This window comes from Anabaenopsis arnoldii (assembly GCF_028331025.1).
Taxonomy (GTDB): domain Bacteria; phylum Cyanobacteriota; class Cyanobacteriia; order Cyanobacteriales; family Nostocaceae; genus Anabaenopsis; species Anabaenopsis arnoldii.
In genome coordinates this window covers 20,991-35,288 of sequence record NZ_JAQMUH010000134.1, presented here as the reverse complement: position 1 = coordinate 35,288, position 14,298 = coordinate 20,991, and the positions used below count along the sequence as shown (strand labels likewise).

Here is a 14,298-nt window from a genome sequence, read left to right as displayed (position 1 = left end):
CTTCGTTTCCCAAGAATTGCGGGCAGCAGAAGACCCAGAGTTTGAAACTTTCTATACCAAAAACATTTTGCTGAACGAGGGTATCCGCGCTTGGATGGCTCCTCAAGATCAGCCTCACAAACAATTTGTATTCCCTGAGGAAGTTCTACCTCGCGGTAACGCACTCTAAAATAAAAATCTCATTCTCGATTTTTCATTCGGCCTCCGCTCACAAGCGGGGGTATTTTTTTTTGGTCTAACTAAAATTCTGTGTTATATTGGGTGGAGGTTAACAACCCAGAGCCATATGCTCTGCCCTTTTGATACTAAGACCGCTTAGGCAACAAGGAGGTGATGCCCATGATCGAAAGTAGTATAACCATGGGTCATCAGGTTGCAGTTAGCCGGCTGTGCGCCGGGGCTGTTCTCTAAAAGTTAGCCTTAGTCACCTTGAGAGACTAAGTTAGCTCAAGTCACTAGGCTAAAGATCGGAGTTCCTTCCGGCAGTCTGGTTGCAATCTGAAGACCCACTAGACCGCTCTGATATTAGATCAACTGATCTAAATCAGAGCGGATAGTTTTTTATGGGTATTCTCAAATTTATCAATGGTTTTTGGCTCAATTGAATATAAAAATTACGTTACAGTTAGTTTGCACATTCATAGCAACTAAACCTGTTGATCATTCCTAGATAATTGTGTTTTAGGAATCAAAGGGTAAAGTATCAGCAAAAGATAATTTAGTGCAAGTTGTAGGCAAAATGTAAACAGGATTTGTTCATATGGCACAATTACTAACTGAGGTAGAAATTCAGTCACAGTCCAGCCGTTTGTCAGGTTGGACAGTTACAGGTTCTCAATTGCAGACTACCCGCAAATTTAAAGATTTCATTGCGGCGATGGAATTTGTAAACAAGCTGGTAGAACCTGCTGAATCTTCCGGACATCATCCAGACATAGGAATCTCCTATAACAAAGTCAATATCACCTTGACAACACATGATGCAGGTGGCTTGACACAAAAGGATTTTGATTTAGCTGAGGTAATTTCTCAAATCAGTTAAAAGTTTTTTGCTCACCAGATCTAATTATAGGTAATATCAATAATTGAGACTAACGGGGAACATATAATTTCTCGGATCGTCTCATTTTTTTAGATATTGGTGAGAGTTCATGAGGCTATGGGCTAATATCTTCTCATATACTTCAGGTGCATTATAATGGTAAGCTATAGAGTTTTGTATTTGCCTTAGTTAATCACATTAATTTAAGATTAATTTAAGTTTTGAATTAATAGGTTATTAGCTAGGTAAAAACTAAACTTTTGATAATAGCAACTGTATCTCATGAATACAAAAATTGTTTAATTCATGAGGTAAATGTAGCAACAATTATCTATACAAGGTGTGAGTTAAAAGCTAAAATGTCTAATATGATATTGCGGAAGTCCCTGGTGGTTGGTCCGGCAGTTTTGGGCGCAAGTTTATTAGTTTCAGGAACAGGAATCGCCGCCCCAATTACTACGACTGAATTCTCTACAATTCCACAACCAGCGGCTACTGAGTTTTCTCCCGTAACTCAGGACAGTGGTGTTATTAACCAAGTTAATAACTACAGCAATGAAGGTGGAGAAAATACAATTCTCTCCCAAGTAACATCGGTTTCCGATTTTCATGAAGTAAAACCGACAGATTGGGCATTTCAAGCGTTGCAGTCCTTAGTTGAGCGCTACGGTTGTATTACAGGTTACCCAGATGGGACTTATCGCGGTAACCGGGTTTTAACTCGTTACGAATTTGCGGCTGGTTTAAACGCCTGTTTGGATAGGGTTAACGAGTTGATCGCCACAGCCACCGTTGACATGGCGACCAGACAAGACTTAGCTGTCTTAGAGCGGTTGCAAGAGGAATTTTCCGCCGAGTTGGCAACTATACGCGGTCGTGTAGATTCCCTAGAATGGCGCACCAGTGAGTTGGAAGCTAATCAGTTTTCCACTACTACCAAGCTAACTGGTGAAGCAATTTTTGCTGTTACCGATGCCTTTGGTGATCGAGTTGGCGATAATAACAACGGTGTTTTTCAAAACAGAGTCCGTTTAGGCTTACATAGCAGCTTCACTGGTCGGGATGTTTTGACTACCAGTTTAGTATCTGGTAATTCTAATAACTTTGACCTAGGTAACGATGGACAACTCCCAGCGGGTGCGGATGGTTTACCGGCCATCGCCAAAAGCGGTGAAGGTATGCAAACATTTAACATTGGTAATACCGGTGCTAACAATGTTGAGATAGATAGACTCACCTATCAAGCTCCCCTCGGTCGCGGTCAAGTTTACCTTGCGGCTCATGGTGGTAAACATAGCCACTATGCACCTGTTAATAACCCTTACTTTGCTGATGGTACAGACGGAGGTAATGGTGCTTTAACTACTTTTGCTGCTCAAAGTCCTATTTATCGCATTGGTGGTGGTGCAGGTCTTGCTTATACCTTACCCTTTGGTGAAGGTGGCCTTAGCAATAGCTCCGTAACTGTAGGTTACTTGGGATCAGAACCTAATGATCCCAGTCTCGGTTCCGGTATCTTCCAGGGTAACTATGGCGCTTTGGGACAGTTTAACATCAACCTTGGCGATCGCGTGGCACTAGCAGCTACCTATGTACGTGGGTATCACGGAACAGGTTCGGCTATCTTCGATAGTGGGTCTAATGCCAAACTTGATCCTTTTGGTGCGAGTCCTTCGCCTCGACCCATTGTTGGTACTACTGTAGCAAACTATGGTGGTATTAACAACCAAACAGGCGATCGCAGCCCCTTTTCCACTCAGTCTTACGGTGCTTCCGCCGCCTTCAGACCCAGTGAAAAGTTATCCATCAGTGGTTTTGTGTCCTATACTGATGTCGAAGGCTCTGGTGATAACGACAACAGCGAAATTTGGAGTTATGGAGCTGGGATAGCCTTACCTGACTTCGGGAGAAGAGGTAACGTTTTGGGGATCTTCGCCGGTGCTCAACCCCACGCATTTGATAGAGTGCAAGGCTTAGACAAAATTCCATACCAAGTTGAGGGCTTCTACAAGCATCGCATTTCTGATCACATCTCAGTCACTCCCGGAGTGATTTGGATGACCAACTCTGGACAGAACGGTAACAACGAAGATGTATTTATCGGTACTGTCAGAACCACCTTCAATTTCTAGAAACTGGTAAATCTGCTCAAAATTTCCTCCTTAATTAATTGCGCCCCGCCATCACCCGGGGCTTTTTCTTGTCCCTGAAATTAAAGAGCAAACCCCAGTGGAGAACCGGAGTATACTAGAAAAAGTTAAGAGTCATTACTCTATTTAACTTTTTCTTGACCCCTTACTCATAATTACTGCTTGTGGAACTATCATGTAAATCTGAATACGCCATTCTCGCCCTCATCGAGATGGCAACTCATTATCAAAGCGGTGAACCGATGCAAATTCGCCAAATCGCCGCCCAACAGAGCATCCCCGACCGCTATTTGGAGCAGTTACTGGCGACTTTGAGACGGGGGGGTATAGTCAAGAGTCAACGTGGTTCCAAAGGTGGCTATTTTCTGACGCGGGAACCTTGGAAAATTACAGTTTTCGATGTTTTACAATGTTTGGAAGGGTTAGATATACGGACTTGTGAAGAAGACAGCAATCCTAAAAGTATAGATACTGCTGTGATTAAAGACATCTGGCAGGAAGCCTGTCAAGCGGCAAACTTAGTGTTACAAAACTACACAATTCAGGATCTTTGTGAAAAAAGGGATTCCCGTCGGCAATTGGATATTATGTACTACATTTAGTTTTCACAGATAAATAAATAGGAAAATTAGCAATAATTATGAAAATAGCCCGTAACATTACAGAATTAGTTGGTCGCACACCCCTAGTAGAGCTGAACCGTATCCCCCAAGCGGAGGGATGTGTCGCCCAAATATTGGTGAAACTCGAAAGTATGAACCCCTCATCCTCAGTCAAAGACCGCATTGGGGTGAGTATGATTAACGCGGCCGAAGCAGAAGGCTTGATTACTCCGGGAAAGACCTTATTGGTAGAACCCACATCAGGAAATACAGGTATTGCTCTAGCTATGGCCGCAGCAGCTAAGGGTTATCGGTTAATTTTAACTATGCCAGAAACCATGAGCGGAGAACGGCGGGCGATGTTGCGGGCTTATGGGGCAGAATTAGAACTAACACCGGGAATTGAGGGTATGAGTGGCGCAATTCGCCGCGCCCAGGAAATAGTTGATACTACCCCACATACTTATATGTTGCAGCAGTTCCGCAATCCCGCCAATGCCAAAATACATCGGGAAACTACAGCTGAGGAAATCTGGTCAGATACCGATGGGCAGGTAGATATGATTGTGGCTGGTGTGGGTACAGGTGGTACAATCACCGGTGTGGCGGAAATTCTCAAAGCCCGAAAACCCAGTTTTCAGGCCATCGCCGTGGAACCAACCAATAGCCCAGTATTATCAGGAGGAAGACCAGGCCCCCATAAAATCCAAGGAATTGGTGCTGGGTTTATCCCTCAAGTTCTCAAAGTACAACTGATTGACGAGGTAGTTACTGTTACTGATGACGATGCGATCGCCTATGGTCGCCGTTTAGCCAGAGAAGAAGGGCTACTGTCGGGTATATCTACCGGTGCAGCTTTATGTGCAGCCATTCGGGTAGCACAACGAAAAGAGAATCAAGGGCGCTTAATAGTCATGATTCAGCCTAGTTTTGGAGAAAGATATTTAAGTACACCTTTGTTCCAAGACTTGGAAGCTAAAGTAGCCACTAGCATCAGCTAAATGTTACATTAAATTCATGGTCGATTCCAAACAAGTTTATAACCATTACGAAACTCTCAAAGTAAATGCCAATGCTACCCAAGCGGAGATTAAGCAATCTTATCGCCGCTTGGTGAAGTTGTTTCATCCGGACATTAATCAGGAAACAGCAGATAAAGAGCAGATTATTCGCATCAATGCAGCCTATGAGGTCTTAAGAGACAGTCAAAATCGCCGTCAGTATGACCAACAACTGCAAGACAATTCGGAAAAATTAAATGGTCAGTATCAACAACGCCCGGGTCAACAACGTTACCAAACCACTAGACCAACGGGACGAGATGCTGATGAACAGGTTGAGGAATGGCTACGGTTGGTTTATCAACCAGTCAATGAACTGCTTGATCGGATTCTCTATTCTCTAGAAGATCAAGTTGAGGAACTAGCGGCGGATCCTTTTGATGATCAGTTATTAGAGGAATTTGCAGAATACTTAAACACCTGTCGAGAAGACCTGAAGCAAGCCCAAGTTGTTTTTCGTTCCCTACCAAATCCCCCCAGTTTAGCTAAAAGGGCGGCTTATTTATACCACAGTCTGGGTCAAGTAGCAGATGGTATAGAAGAGTTAGCCTATTTTCCCTTAAGCTATGATGAGCGTTATCTGCACACAGGACAAGAATTATTCCGTATAGCTGCTAGATTACACAAGGAGGTACAAGATTTGTGTTGAGTTCATACTCTTGACCAAAGGAGTGGGATACACAGCAACGTCCTTCTAGGACGGCTTTTGTCTGTCCTGCATAGCTCTTGGTGTTTAGCGTGCAGTACAGTATAATGTAAGATTGTCAGCATGGGGCATCCGCACGACTTGAAATGGGCGAGGAGCGACTGTAAGACTACTTCGGTAGCAAGTTGCAGTGAAACGTCAAGAATCACCGACATAGAAGGTCGGTGAGTATGTCACAAGGTGATTGGGCTTTACACAGTGCTCAAGTCGATCGCCTTGAGCGGCCTTCAATAGGTAAAATCTTCCAGTAAGACCTAAACTAGCCGTACAACCTCATAATAGGTCGATGCGGGTAGGACTGTTTGAACCGGTCAAAGCCACTTTGGGACACAACAGTATGGCTACGGCTCGCCAGCTATCGGAATCCACCTTTTTCAAAGCGTGCAGAGATCAACAGCCTCCCTTCTCCTGGGTACACTGTAAGTCATGAAATCATAAGCCATATGTGTATTAGGAAAAATTGCCCTGGCTTCATTGAGTAAATCTTTTAATTCAATGCTGTTACCGGGAGCATATCGGGGACTAAAATGAGTCATAATCAACCGGTGCGCCCCACCCATTAAAGCTGTCTGCGCCGCCATGGTGCTGGTAGAATGCAATCGCTCAAAAGCTAAATCTGCATCTTGATGGGCAAAGGTAGCCTCATGAATCAACACATCTGCATCTTGTGCTAATTCTACCGCACCATCAGCATAAATTGTATCTGTACAATAAGCTATTTTGCGCCCGATTTCTGTAGGTCCACATAATTCTGTACCCTTAATTACTCTTCCGTCGCTGAGTGTGACTATTTCACCGCGCTTGAGTTGACCGTAAACCGGACCTGGGGGAATTTGTAAGGCTTTGGCTTTGTCTATATCAAAGGTTCCTGGGCGGTCTTTTTCCGAAACCCGGTAACCAAATGCTGTAATGCGGTGATGTAAAGGGCTACACCTGACGGTAAAATCATTATCTTCATAAATAATTCCCGGACGCACAACATGAACCTTGATAGGATAAGAAAAATGTGTATGTGAGTAACGCGTAGCAGTTTGGATATATTCATTTAATCCCGGTGGTCCGTAGATATCAACTCGTTGCACATTCCCACCTAACCCGCAACTAGCCAAAAGTCCCATTAAGCCAAAAATATGATCACCGTGCAGATGGGTGATAAAAATTCGGGATATTTGACTCATTTTCAGGTCACTCCGCAAAATTTGATGCTGAGTCCCTTCGCCACAGTCGAACAACCATAGTTCTGCCCTTTGGGGTAATCTTAGCGCTATGCTCGAAACATTGCGCGATCGCGTAGGTACACCAGAACTCGTCCCTAAAAAAGTAATCTGCACTGTGTTTTTTAGCCTTCCTTTGACTAAACTGTTTACTTTCTATCTTGGCACGGTTTTTGAGAAAAACACTTAGCTGCGTATATGATGATATCCAATTCATTCCCTAGCCATTGGTATTAACAGCGTTGCACTCAAACCCGTTCCCTGTGCGACTGCAGCGCCCAGTGACCAAATTCCTCCCCTTCAAGAACTGAATTACCAAGATGGTAAACCCAGTTTAACCCAGTTTCGGGTAATCGCAAGATCAGGGAACCACACACCCATTGAATTTATACCGCTTACATCCTTTGGGGAGAAAGAGCGTCAGGGGAAGTGTCAACACCTTTAAAGTAGAAGTCACCCAACACAAAAAGTCATTAAACTAGTAGGTCACGCCAGATGTACTAGTCAGAGGAAGATGGGATGACAGATTTAGAATTTAAAAGTTCTTCTGAATTCTCTCTCGGTATGGAAATTGAGTTACAATTGCTCAATCCCCAAACCCTGCAATTGGTAGATGGGATTTTACCTTTGTTGGCACACATCCCCAAAAATTCTTGCATCCAGCCAGAGTTTCAGCAAGCCTCTGTTGAAATTAGTTCCAGAGTGTGCCTCAATATCCATGAGTTAGAAACTGATATTTTGGCTATTCTTTCTCACCTTAAGCTGCAATGCCAGAATCTGGGGATGAATATCTGTACTTCTGGTACTCATCCATTTTGCGATCGCTTTACCAATGTTACACCCACTCCCAGGTATCTCGCCCAACAAGCCGCATCGGGCTATCTCGCAGATATGATGATGACCTTTGCTCTCCAAGTTCATGTGGGAATGCCATCCGGTGATGTAGCTGTAGATATCATGGGTAAGCTCCAACCTTATCTCCCCATTTTACTGGCCTTGTCTGCTAGTTCACCTTTTTGGTGGGGTCGTGATACTGGCTTTGCTTCTTATCGTCACCGCTTCCTATCATCATCGAGAACCTATGGTACTCCTGGGTTGTTTCCCACCTGGAAAGATTTTTGTCAATTCTTTATTAGCTCCCAAAACGCCGGAATGTTTCAGATTATCCGGGACATTCACTGGGATTTACGACCTCAGCCAGACTTGGGAACTTTAGAAATCAGAGTCATGGATGCTCAACCAACGGTAAAAGAGTCCATCATCCTAGCGTCCCTTATCCACTCCCTCATATTATACCTCTACCACTACCCCCAAGGCAAACACACAGGATTTTTGTTGTCCCCCCTACCTTGGTTAATGGAAAAAGAAAATTTTTTCCGAGCGTCTCGCTGGGGTTTAGATGCAAATTACATCGAAAATGAGCAAGGTGGCACTAGACCCATAGGCGATATAATTCGGGATATATTAGATGCGATCGCCCCCTCTGCTGACAATTTGGGAGAAAGTTCATACTTGCAACTACTGGCGCAAAGATTAGAAACCGGCGCTAGTTATACCCGTCAGCGACGAGTCTTTGAAAATACAGGTTCTTTAAAAGCTGTAGTTGCTTCTTTGGTGCAAGAACTAGAAGAGGAATTAACAACCTCATCCACAGATGTATACCCATAGAGGCTTATATGTAGGTACACAGATGAAATGCGCTGTAACTCAGCCGTGAGTTTTAAGTTACAATATTCCGGTACAATATCACAGTTTACCCGTGGGTGTAAAACCAAGACAATGAATATTCAACAGCCAGACTACAATCCCAGTGGAGTAGGTGAAATCAATGGTAATATCTTTGGATTGCCATCGGACTATGAGTCTGCTAACTTGATGATCATTGCTGTACCCTGGGAGGTAACTGTATCCTATGGTGCAGGTACGGCAAAAGGGCCACAACAGATTCTTGATGCTTCTGTACAAGTAGATTTATTCGATTTAGATCGTCCTCATGGGTGGAAACAAGGAATTTTCATGATGGAAATTTCTCCGGATATTTTCCAAAAAAATGAATATTATCGTACCTTGGCAGCTAAAATTATTGAACGACTAGCACAAGGTCAACCACTGACAAATACACCCGATTTAACTCCCGTACTCACGGAAATTAATCAAGCAGGAAAACAACTCAATCAATGGTTATTCACCCAGTGTCAAACAGCAATGAACCAGGGTAAGCGGGTTGCAGTTATTGGTGGTGATCATAGTGTACCTTTAGGTTACTTCCAAGCATTAGCTACCAAGTACCCCAAATACGGCATTTTACATATTGATGCTCACGCAGATTTACGCGATGCTTATGAGGGGTTTGAATTTTCCCATGCTTCTATCATGTTTAACGCCCTGAAAATACCGCAGATATCTAAATTAGTGCAGGTAGGGTTACGTGACATTTGCCATGAGGAAGTGAACATAATTGACCAATCTCATGAGCGGATTATCCCTTATTACGACCCTATTCTTAAACAAAGACTTTACGCCGGTAACACTTGGCTTGATTTATGTCGAGAAATCATCAGTCATTTACCAGAACAAGTTTATATTAGCTTTGATGTGGACGGACTTGACCCCAAACTTTGCCCAAATACAGGTACACCCGTTCCCGGAGGATTAGAATTAGAGCAAACCTTTTGTTTATTCCGAGAATTAGTCAAAAGCGGTAGACAAATTATTGGTTTTGATGTCTGCGAAGTTGGTAATGCGCAGTGGGATGGTAACGTGGGGGCGCGAATTGTTTACAAACTGGCTAATTTAATAAACTAGAGAGCGCATTTCAATGTCGGGTTAGCCTCTCCCAATCTTAGAGGTTGTTTGAGAAGTTTTCAGCCGTAATTTTTATCTTAGGGAAAAGGGAAAAGGGAACACCGAACAGGGAACACCGAACAGGGAACAGGGAACACACCCAACACACAAAAAACAATCAAATCCAGTCCCCTCCCCTTATAAGGGGAGGGTTAGGTTGGGGTGAAACAAGATTTGATAGACTAATCATTAGTTTCCAAACATCTTTTTAGAGGATGTTTGATAAGTTTTCAGTCGAGATTTGCCATAAAATTTGCTATAAACAATATAACAATAAAAATGGCTAACCCAGATAATATATTTGCCCAAAAAACAGTCCAAAAAATCTTACCTGCTAATTCTGCTTTTAACGCCATTAACTCGTTGCAAATAATCCTTAAATCATTATTGTTAAAATTGTAAGGTGGGGGCGGGGGCGGTGTCGTATTTTTCATAGCCAACTCACAAGAAAAGTTTATATTATACAGTATACATGGAGTAATGTTTAAAAAAAATGTATATTATCGTACTTTTGCAGCTAAAATCATTAAAAGACTAGCATAAGGTCAACCATTGACAAATACACCCGATTTAACTCCCGTACTCACAGAAATTAATCAAGCGGGGAAACAACTCAATCAATGGTTATTCACCCAGTGTCAAACAGCAATGAACCAGGGTAAGCGTGTTGCAGTTATTGGTGGTGATCATAGTGTACCTTTAGGTTACTTCCCAGCATTAGCCAATAAGTATCCCAAGTAAGGCGTTTTACATATTGATGATCACGTAGATTTACGCGATGCTTATCCACTTGGTGACTTAAAGACTTCTTAACGACTTAATAATAACTGCTTAATTTTTAACTTGCATAATATACCGGTTGACAGTTGACGGGCAAAACATAGCCCGCACAGATCATTGATCAGTTGCAAGACCCCATTACTGCAAGTTTAAATTCTGCTCAACCCACTATGTCTAACCTCATTTTTAACAACATCACCCCTCCCCTAGAAGGGATTAATGGCGTTCTCAACCTTGATTCACTAGGAGCGAACGCTGAGATATCTGCCTACAACCCTGTAAGCGGTATCCTCTACACAGTCGGTGGTGGATCAGGAGCGATTGTGGTAAGTGATCTGACTGACCCCTCTAACCCCAGAGCAGTGGCTGTGGCTACCCCGTCAGACAACAGTAATACCCTACAAAGCGTGGCAGTGTTTGGCCGGCTGCTAGCCGTAGCGGTGCAAAATCCGGTGAAGACGGAACCGGGCTTTGTCCAGTTCTACGACCTCACTAATCCAGTGCTACCTGTGTTCCTCACTGATGTAACAGTGGGTGCATTGCCAGATATGGTGAAATTTAACAACGACGGTACAAAGCTACTGGTGACTAATGAAGGGGAGCCTGACAATCAATACGCAATTGACCCCGTAGGTTCCATCTCAGTTATCGATACCAGCGCTTATCTTTCTTCCACACCCCAAGCACCTACCCAAGCCAATGTTCAAACCATCGACTTTAGCCCATGGGAAGGTCGCAAGGAAGAATTAATTAACCGTGGTATTCGCATTGGTGGTCGCCCCGATGTTACCACCACCCTAGCTCAAGACATGGAACCAGAGGCGATCGCCATCACTACGGATGGTAACACAGCTTACATCTCCTTACAAGAGAATAACGCGATCGCAGTACTAGACCTGAGTACAGACACCCCACAAATCACCAATATCTTCTCCGCAGGTATTCAGGATTGGGAACGAGGTCGCCCCAGTGCAGATAATTTTAACTACTCCCTGAGTTACGCCATGGGAGATAATAACCTTCCTGAAGGAGTTCTGGCGGGTGGACTCTCTGGACTCTGGTTTGACCGGGTAGAAACCATTAATGAACAACCACTTGACGTTTATTATTCCATCACTGATCGCGGTCCCAATGGTGACCTTGTGGATGGTAAGCGGCAATTCTTAGACCCCGATTTCCAACCCACCATTTACAAATTGGGGATGAATCGGGGAACAGGAGAAATTACAGAATTAGACAAGATTGGTTTAAATCGACAAGATGGGGCACCCCTGACTGGACTACCTCAGCTGGCTGTCAAGGATGATATCCCCATCGATAGCAATAACCAAGACCTCCCCTATGACCCCTTCGGTATTGACTCAGAAACCGTGGGAGTCTTCACCGTTACCATTGAGGGAGTAGAACGTAAAGTATTCGCAGTGGGCGATGAGTACCGTGGACAGATTGCTCTATTTGACTTTACCACCGGTAACTTAATTCAGCGCTATATTCCAGCCGGACAAAAGGCGCTGCTCCAACAGCAACACGGTGTAGTAATCGGTGCGGAAACCATTGATACTCTACCAGCTATCTACGGTAATCGCTGGCCAAACCGGGGAATTGAAGCCATGTCCTTCAACTCCAACAACGGACTCCTCTATGCCTTCATGCAGAGTCCCCTTGACAATATTAATCAAGAGGGTAGACCTTCCCGCAGCCGCTCAGAACTCATCCGCATCCTAGCTATTGATCCAGCAACAGGGATTCCTCAAACAGAGCATTTCTATCTCCTCAGTGGCCGCACCAACCAGGACAAACTCGGTGATGCCGTATTCGATCCCGTCAAAAATGTATTCTACGTCATTGAGCGGGACAGTAATCGCAATCTCAACGGACTTAAACACATCTATGAGGTAGATCTGCGTGGTGCCACTAATACCTTAGAAATCACCTTAACAGATGGTTGGACTAACCTCATAGGTGTAGCCCAGCCCGAACTCCTAGATAATCGCCGCACCTTAGTAGATGGTGTTTACAGCATATCCACTGCGGACACTCTGGCTGGTGCTGGTATTCGTCTAGCACATAAAGTAGAACTTTTTAACCTGCCCTCCATTGGCGGTACATTAGCCTACGATAAACCAGAAGGTCTGGCTTTGCGGGATGACGGGGCTTTAGTAATTAACTATGACAATGACTTTGGTACTGAGGGTGCTAGTGGTAACAGCTTCACAGTTGTTACCTTTAACTCCATGGGGTTGGATAGTTCTGATCGCGATGGACCAAACGACACAAACATCTACAGGCCTCTCCCCGGATTAAAAGTTTACGGATTGACCATGCCCGATGGACTGGCTACGTATACCGACTCACAGGGACGCACTTTCATCCTCGCAGCAGGAGAGGGTGACTCCCGGGAATATCCCCCAGATGAAGGTAATATTTTTTATGACCTTACCAGGGCTAATAGTAGTACTCCTATCAATAATAATTCCTTCCGTAACCATCCTGGTGTAGAACTCCTAAACCTCTCATATGATCCAGACCCCGGTGTCCGTACCCGACTAAATCTACTCAACAATTATGGTGATATTACAGGTGATGGATTAATCGACCAGGCTTACACTATCGGCTCGCGCTCTTTACGCATATTCGATGACAAGGGTAATGTTGTATTTGACAGCGGTAATGCCCTCGAAGAACTAGCCAACAGTCTGGGACTCATGGCTTCTAATCGTGATGATGACAAGGGCACTGAGCCAGAGATGGTGGAAGTAGTGACTGTTAATGGACGCACCCATGCCTTAGTAGCCCTTGAACGCACCACTACCAGCGTAGCGGCTGTTTTTGATATCACTGATCCATACAACGTGGTAGCAGTTGATCCCATCATTTTCCCCGATGCCAATCGCATTGAGGGAATAGCTTTTCTAACCACACCCACAGGTAAACTCCAGGGAGTGATTGCTTCTAGTGAAGGTAACGATGTAGTATCTGTGATCACAGATATTGACCTAATCAAAGAGGCAGTAACTGTGATTAGTGGTTCCCCTAGTGCAGATGACCTGACATTAACCAGCGACCAATCAGGTATTACCGTCTTTACCGGGGATGGAGATGACCAGGTAGATGGGAGTCAAGCTGTTAGTAATGCAATATATAGCGGTAAGGGGAACGATACTATCTTGGTGGGTAGTGACAGCAATGTCAGCAGTGGAGATGGTGACGACACCTTAATGATTGGTGCTCAAAGTCCAGCCAGTACCAGCGTTTTAGATGGCGGTCGGGGTGAAGATACCTTGATAGTTGTCGAAGCCGACGGCCCTAACATCCTCCTCGGTGGTGCTGACCATGACACCCTACAGGTAGCAGAAGGCCGGGGACAAATGCTGTTTGGTGGTGACAGTCGGGACGTGCTGCGCTCTAGTCCAGATGGTCATAATCGCCTCTATGGTGGCTCCGGTGATGACCAATTGTATTCTACTGTGGGCGATCGCCTGTTTGGTGGCGATGGTAATGACAGCCTCTACGCCGGACAGGGTGGTAACAACTTACTCTGGGGCGGTCAAGGTGCAGATAACTTCTGGTTAGTAGTTGGCGGTTCCCTACCCGATTTACCCAATGTCCTCAAAGACTTTGAATTAGGTATAGACCGCATCGGTATGGGTGGTATTACCGCCAACCAAGTTAGTTTATTAAGTCAAAATGGTAACACCATCATTCAGGTAGGTAGTACAGATGTCGCCCTCATCGAAGGGGTCAATATAGCCCAATTCAATCTCAACGATTCCAGTCAGTTTGTCTTTGCTTAAACCAGATACTGGACTTCTCACCACATTTCCCCATGTCACCACAAGTCTCGTAGAAGTCCGGTATCTCCCCGTAGCTAAAAGTGAAAACACTACCCAAGGAGGTTT

9 protein-coding genes and 2 pseudogenes are annotated in these 14,298 nt (G+C 44.4%); 10 read left to right on the top strand and 1 reads right to left on the bottom strand.

Annotated elements, in window-relative coordinates; all coding sequences use genetic code 11:
* From PN457_RS12050 to PN457_RS12025, 6 genes and pseudogenes are all read left to right on the top strand, one after another.
* Positions 1-169 (top strand): annotated as a pseudogene (locus tag PN457_RS12050) (photosystem II D2 protein (photosystem q(a) protein)); the annotation flags it as partial.
* A gap of 591 nt (positions 170-760) precedes the next feature.
* On the top strand, positions 761-1,042 hold the full coding sequence (locus tag PN457_RS12045; RefSeq protein ID WP_271733575.1) for a 4a-hydroxytetrahydrobiopterin dehydratase: 282 nt from the start codon (positions 761-763) through the stop codon (positions 1,040-1,042).
* 359 nt (positions 1,043-1,401) lie between these two features.
* Complete coding sequence (locus PN457_RS12040) at positions 1,402-3,174, top strand: iron uptake porin (protein ID WP_271733574.1); 1,773 nt, start codon at positions 1,402-1,404, stop codon at positions 3,172-3,174.
* A 182-nt stretch (positions 3,175-3,356) separates the two neighbouring features.
* Entirely contained in the window at positions 3,357-3,794 is a 438-nt protein-coding gene (locus PN457_RS12035) for an RrF2 family transcriptional regulator (protein ID WP_271733573.1), read from the top strand.
* A 38-nt stretch (positions 3,795-3,832) separates the two neighbouring features.
* A complete protein-coding gene (cysK, locus tag PN457_RS12030; RefSeq protein WP_271733572.1) occupies positions 3,833-4,795 on the top strand; it encodes a cysteine synthase A in 963 nt (320 codons plus the stop codon).
* A 16-nt stretch (positions 4,796-4,811) separates the two neighbouring features.
* Positions 4,812-5,504 (top strand): J domain-containing protein, encoded by a 693-nt coding sequence (locus PN457_RS12025; RefSeq protein WP_271733571.1) that lies wholly within the window; start codon positions 4,812-4,814, stop codon positions 5,502-5,504.
* Between the two features lie 431 nt (positions 5,505-5,935).
* Here the strand turns inward: PN457_RS12025 and PN457_RS12020 are convergent, their stop codons facing one another.
* The gene (locus tag PN457_RS12020) at positions 5,936-6,892 is read right to left on the bottom strand and encodes a ribonuclease Z (protein ID WP_271733570.1); all 957 of its coding nucleotides are present in this window, start codon (positions 6,890-6,892) and stop codon (positions 5,936-5,938) included.
* A gap of 402 nt (positions 6,893-7,294) precedes the next feature.
* Between PN457_RS12020 and PN457_RS12015 the strand changes: the two genes are divergently transcribed.
* The 4 genes and pseudogenes from PN457_RS12015 (at position 7,295) to PN457_RS12000 (ending at position 14,193) form a co-directional block, all read left to right on the top strand.
* A complete protein-coding gene (locus PN457_RS12015; protein WP_271733568.1) occupies positions 7,295-8,443 on the top strand; it encodes a carboxylate-amine ligase in 1,149 nt (382 codons plus the stop codon).
* A 111-nt stretch (positions 8,444-8,554) separates the two neighbouring features.
* Positions 8,555-9,580, top strand: a complete 1,026-nt coding sequence (locus tag PN457_RS12010) for an agmatinase family protein (protein ID WP_271733580.1) — start codon at positions 8,555-8,557, stop codon at positions 9,578-9,580.
* A 519-nt stretch (positions 9,581-10,099) separates the two neighbouring features.
* Positions 10,100-10,357: pseudogene (locus tag PN457_RS12005) on the top strand (arginase family protein); the annotation flags it as partial.
* 212 nt (positions 10,358-10,569) lie between these two features.
* Positions 10,570-14,193: a choice-of-anchor I domain-containing protein gene (locus PN457_RS12000; RefSeq protein WP_271733567.1), complete on the top strand. Its 3,624-nt coding sequence runs from the start codon at positions 10,570-10,572 to the stop codon at positions 14,191-14,193.
* Positions 14,194-14,298 lie beyond the last annotated feature (105 nt).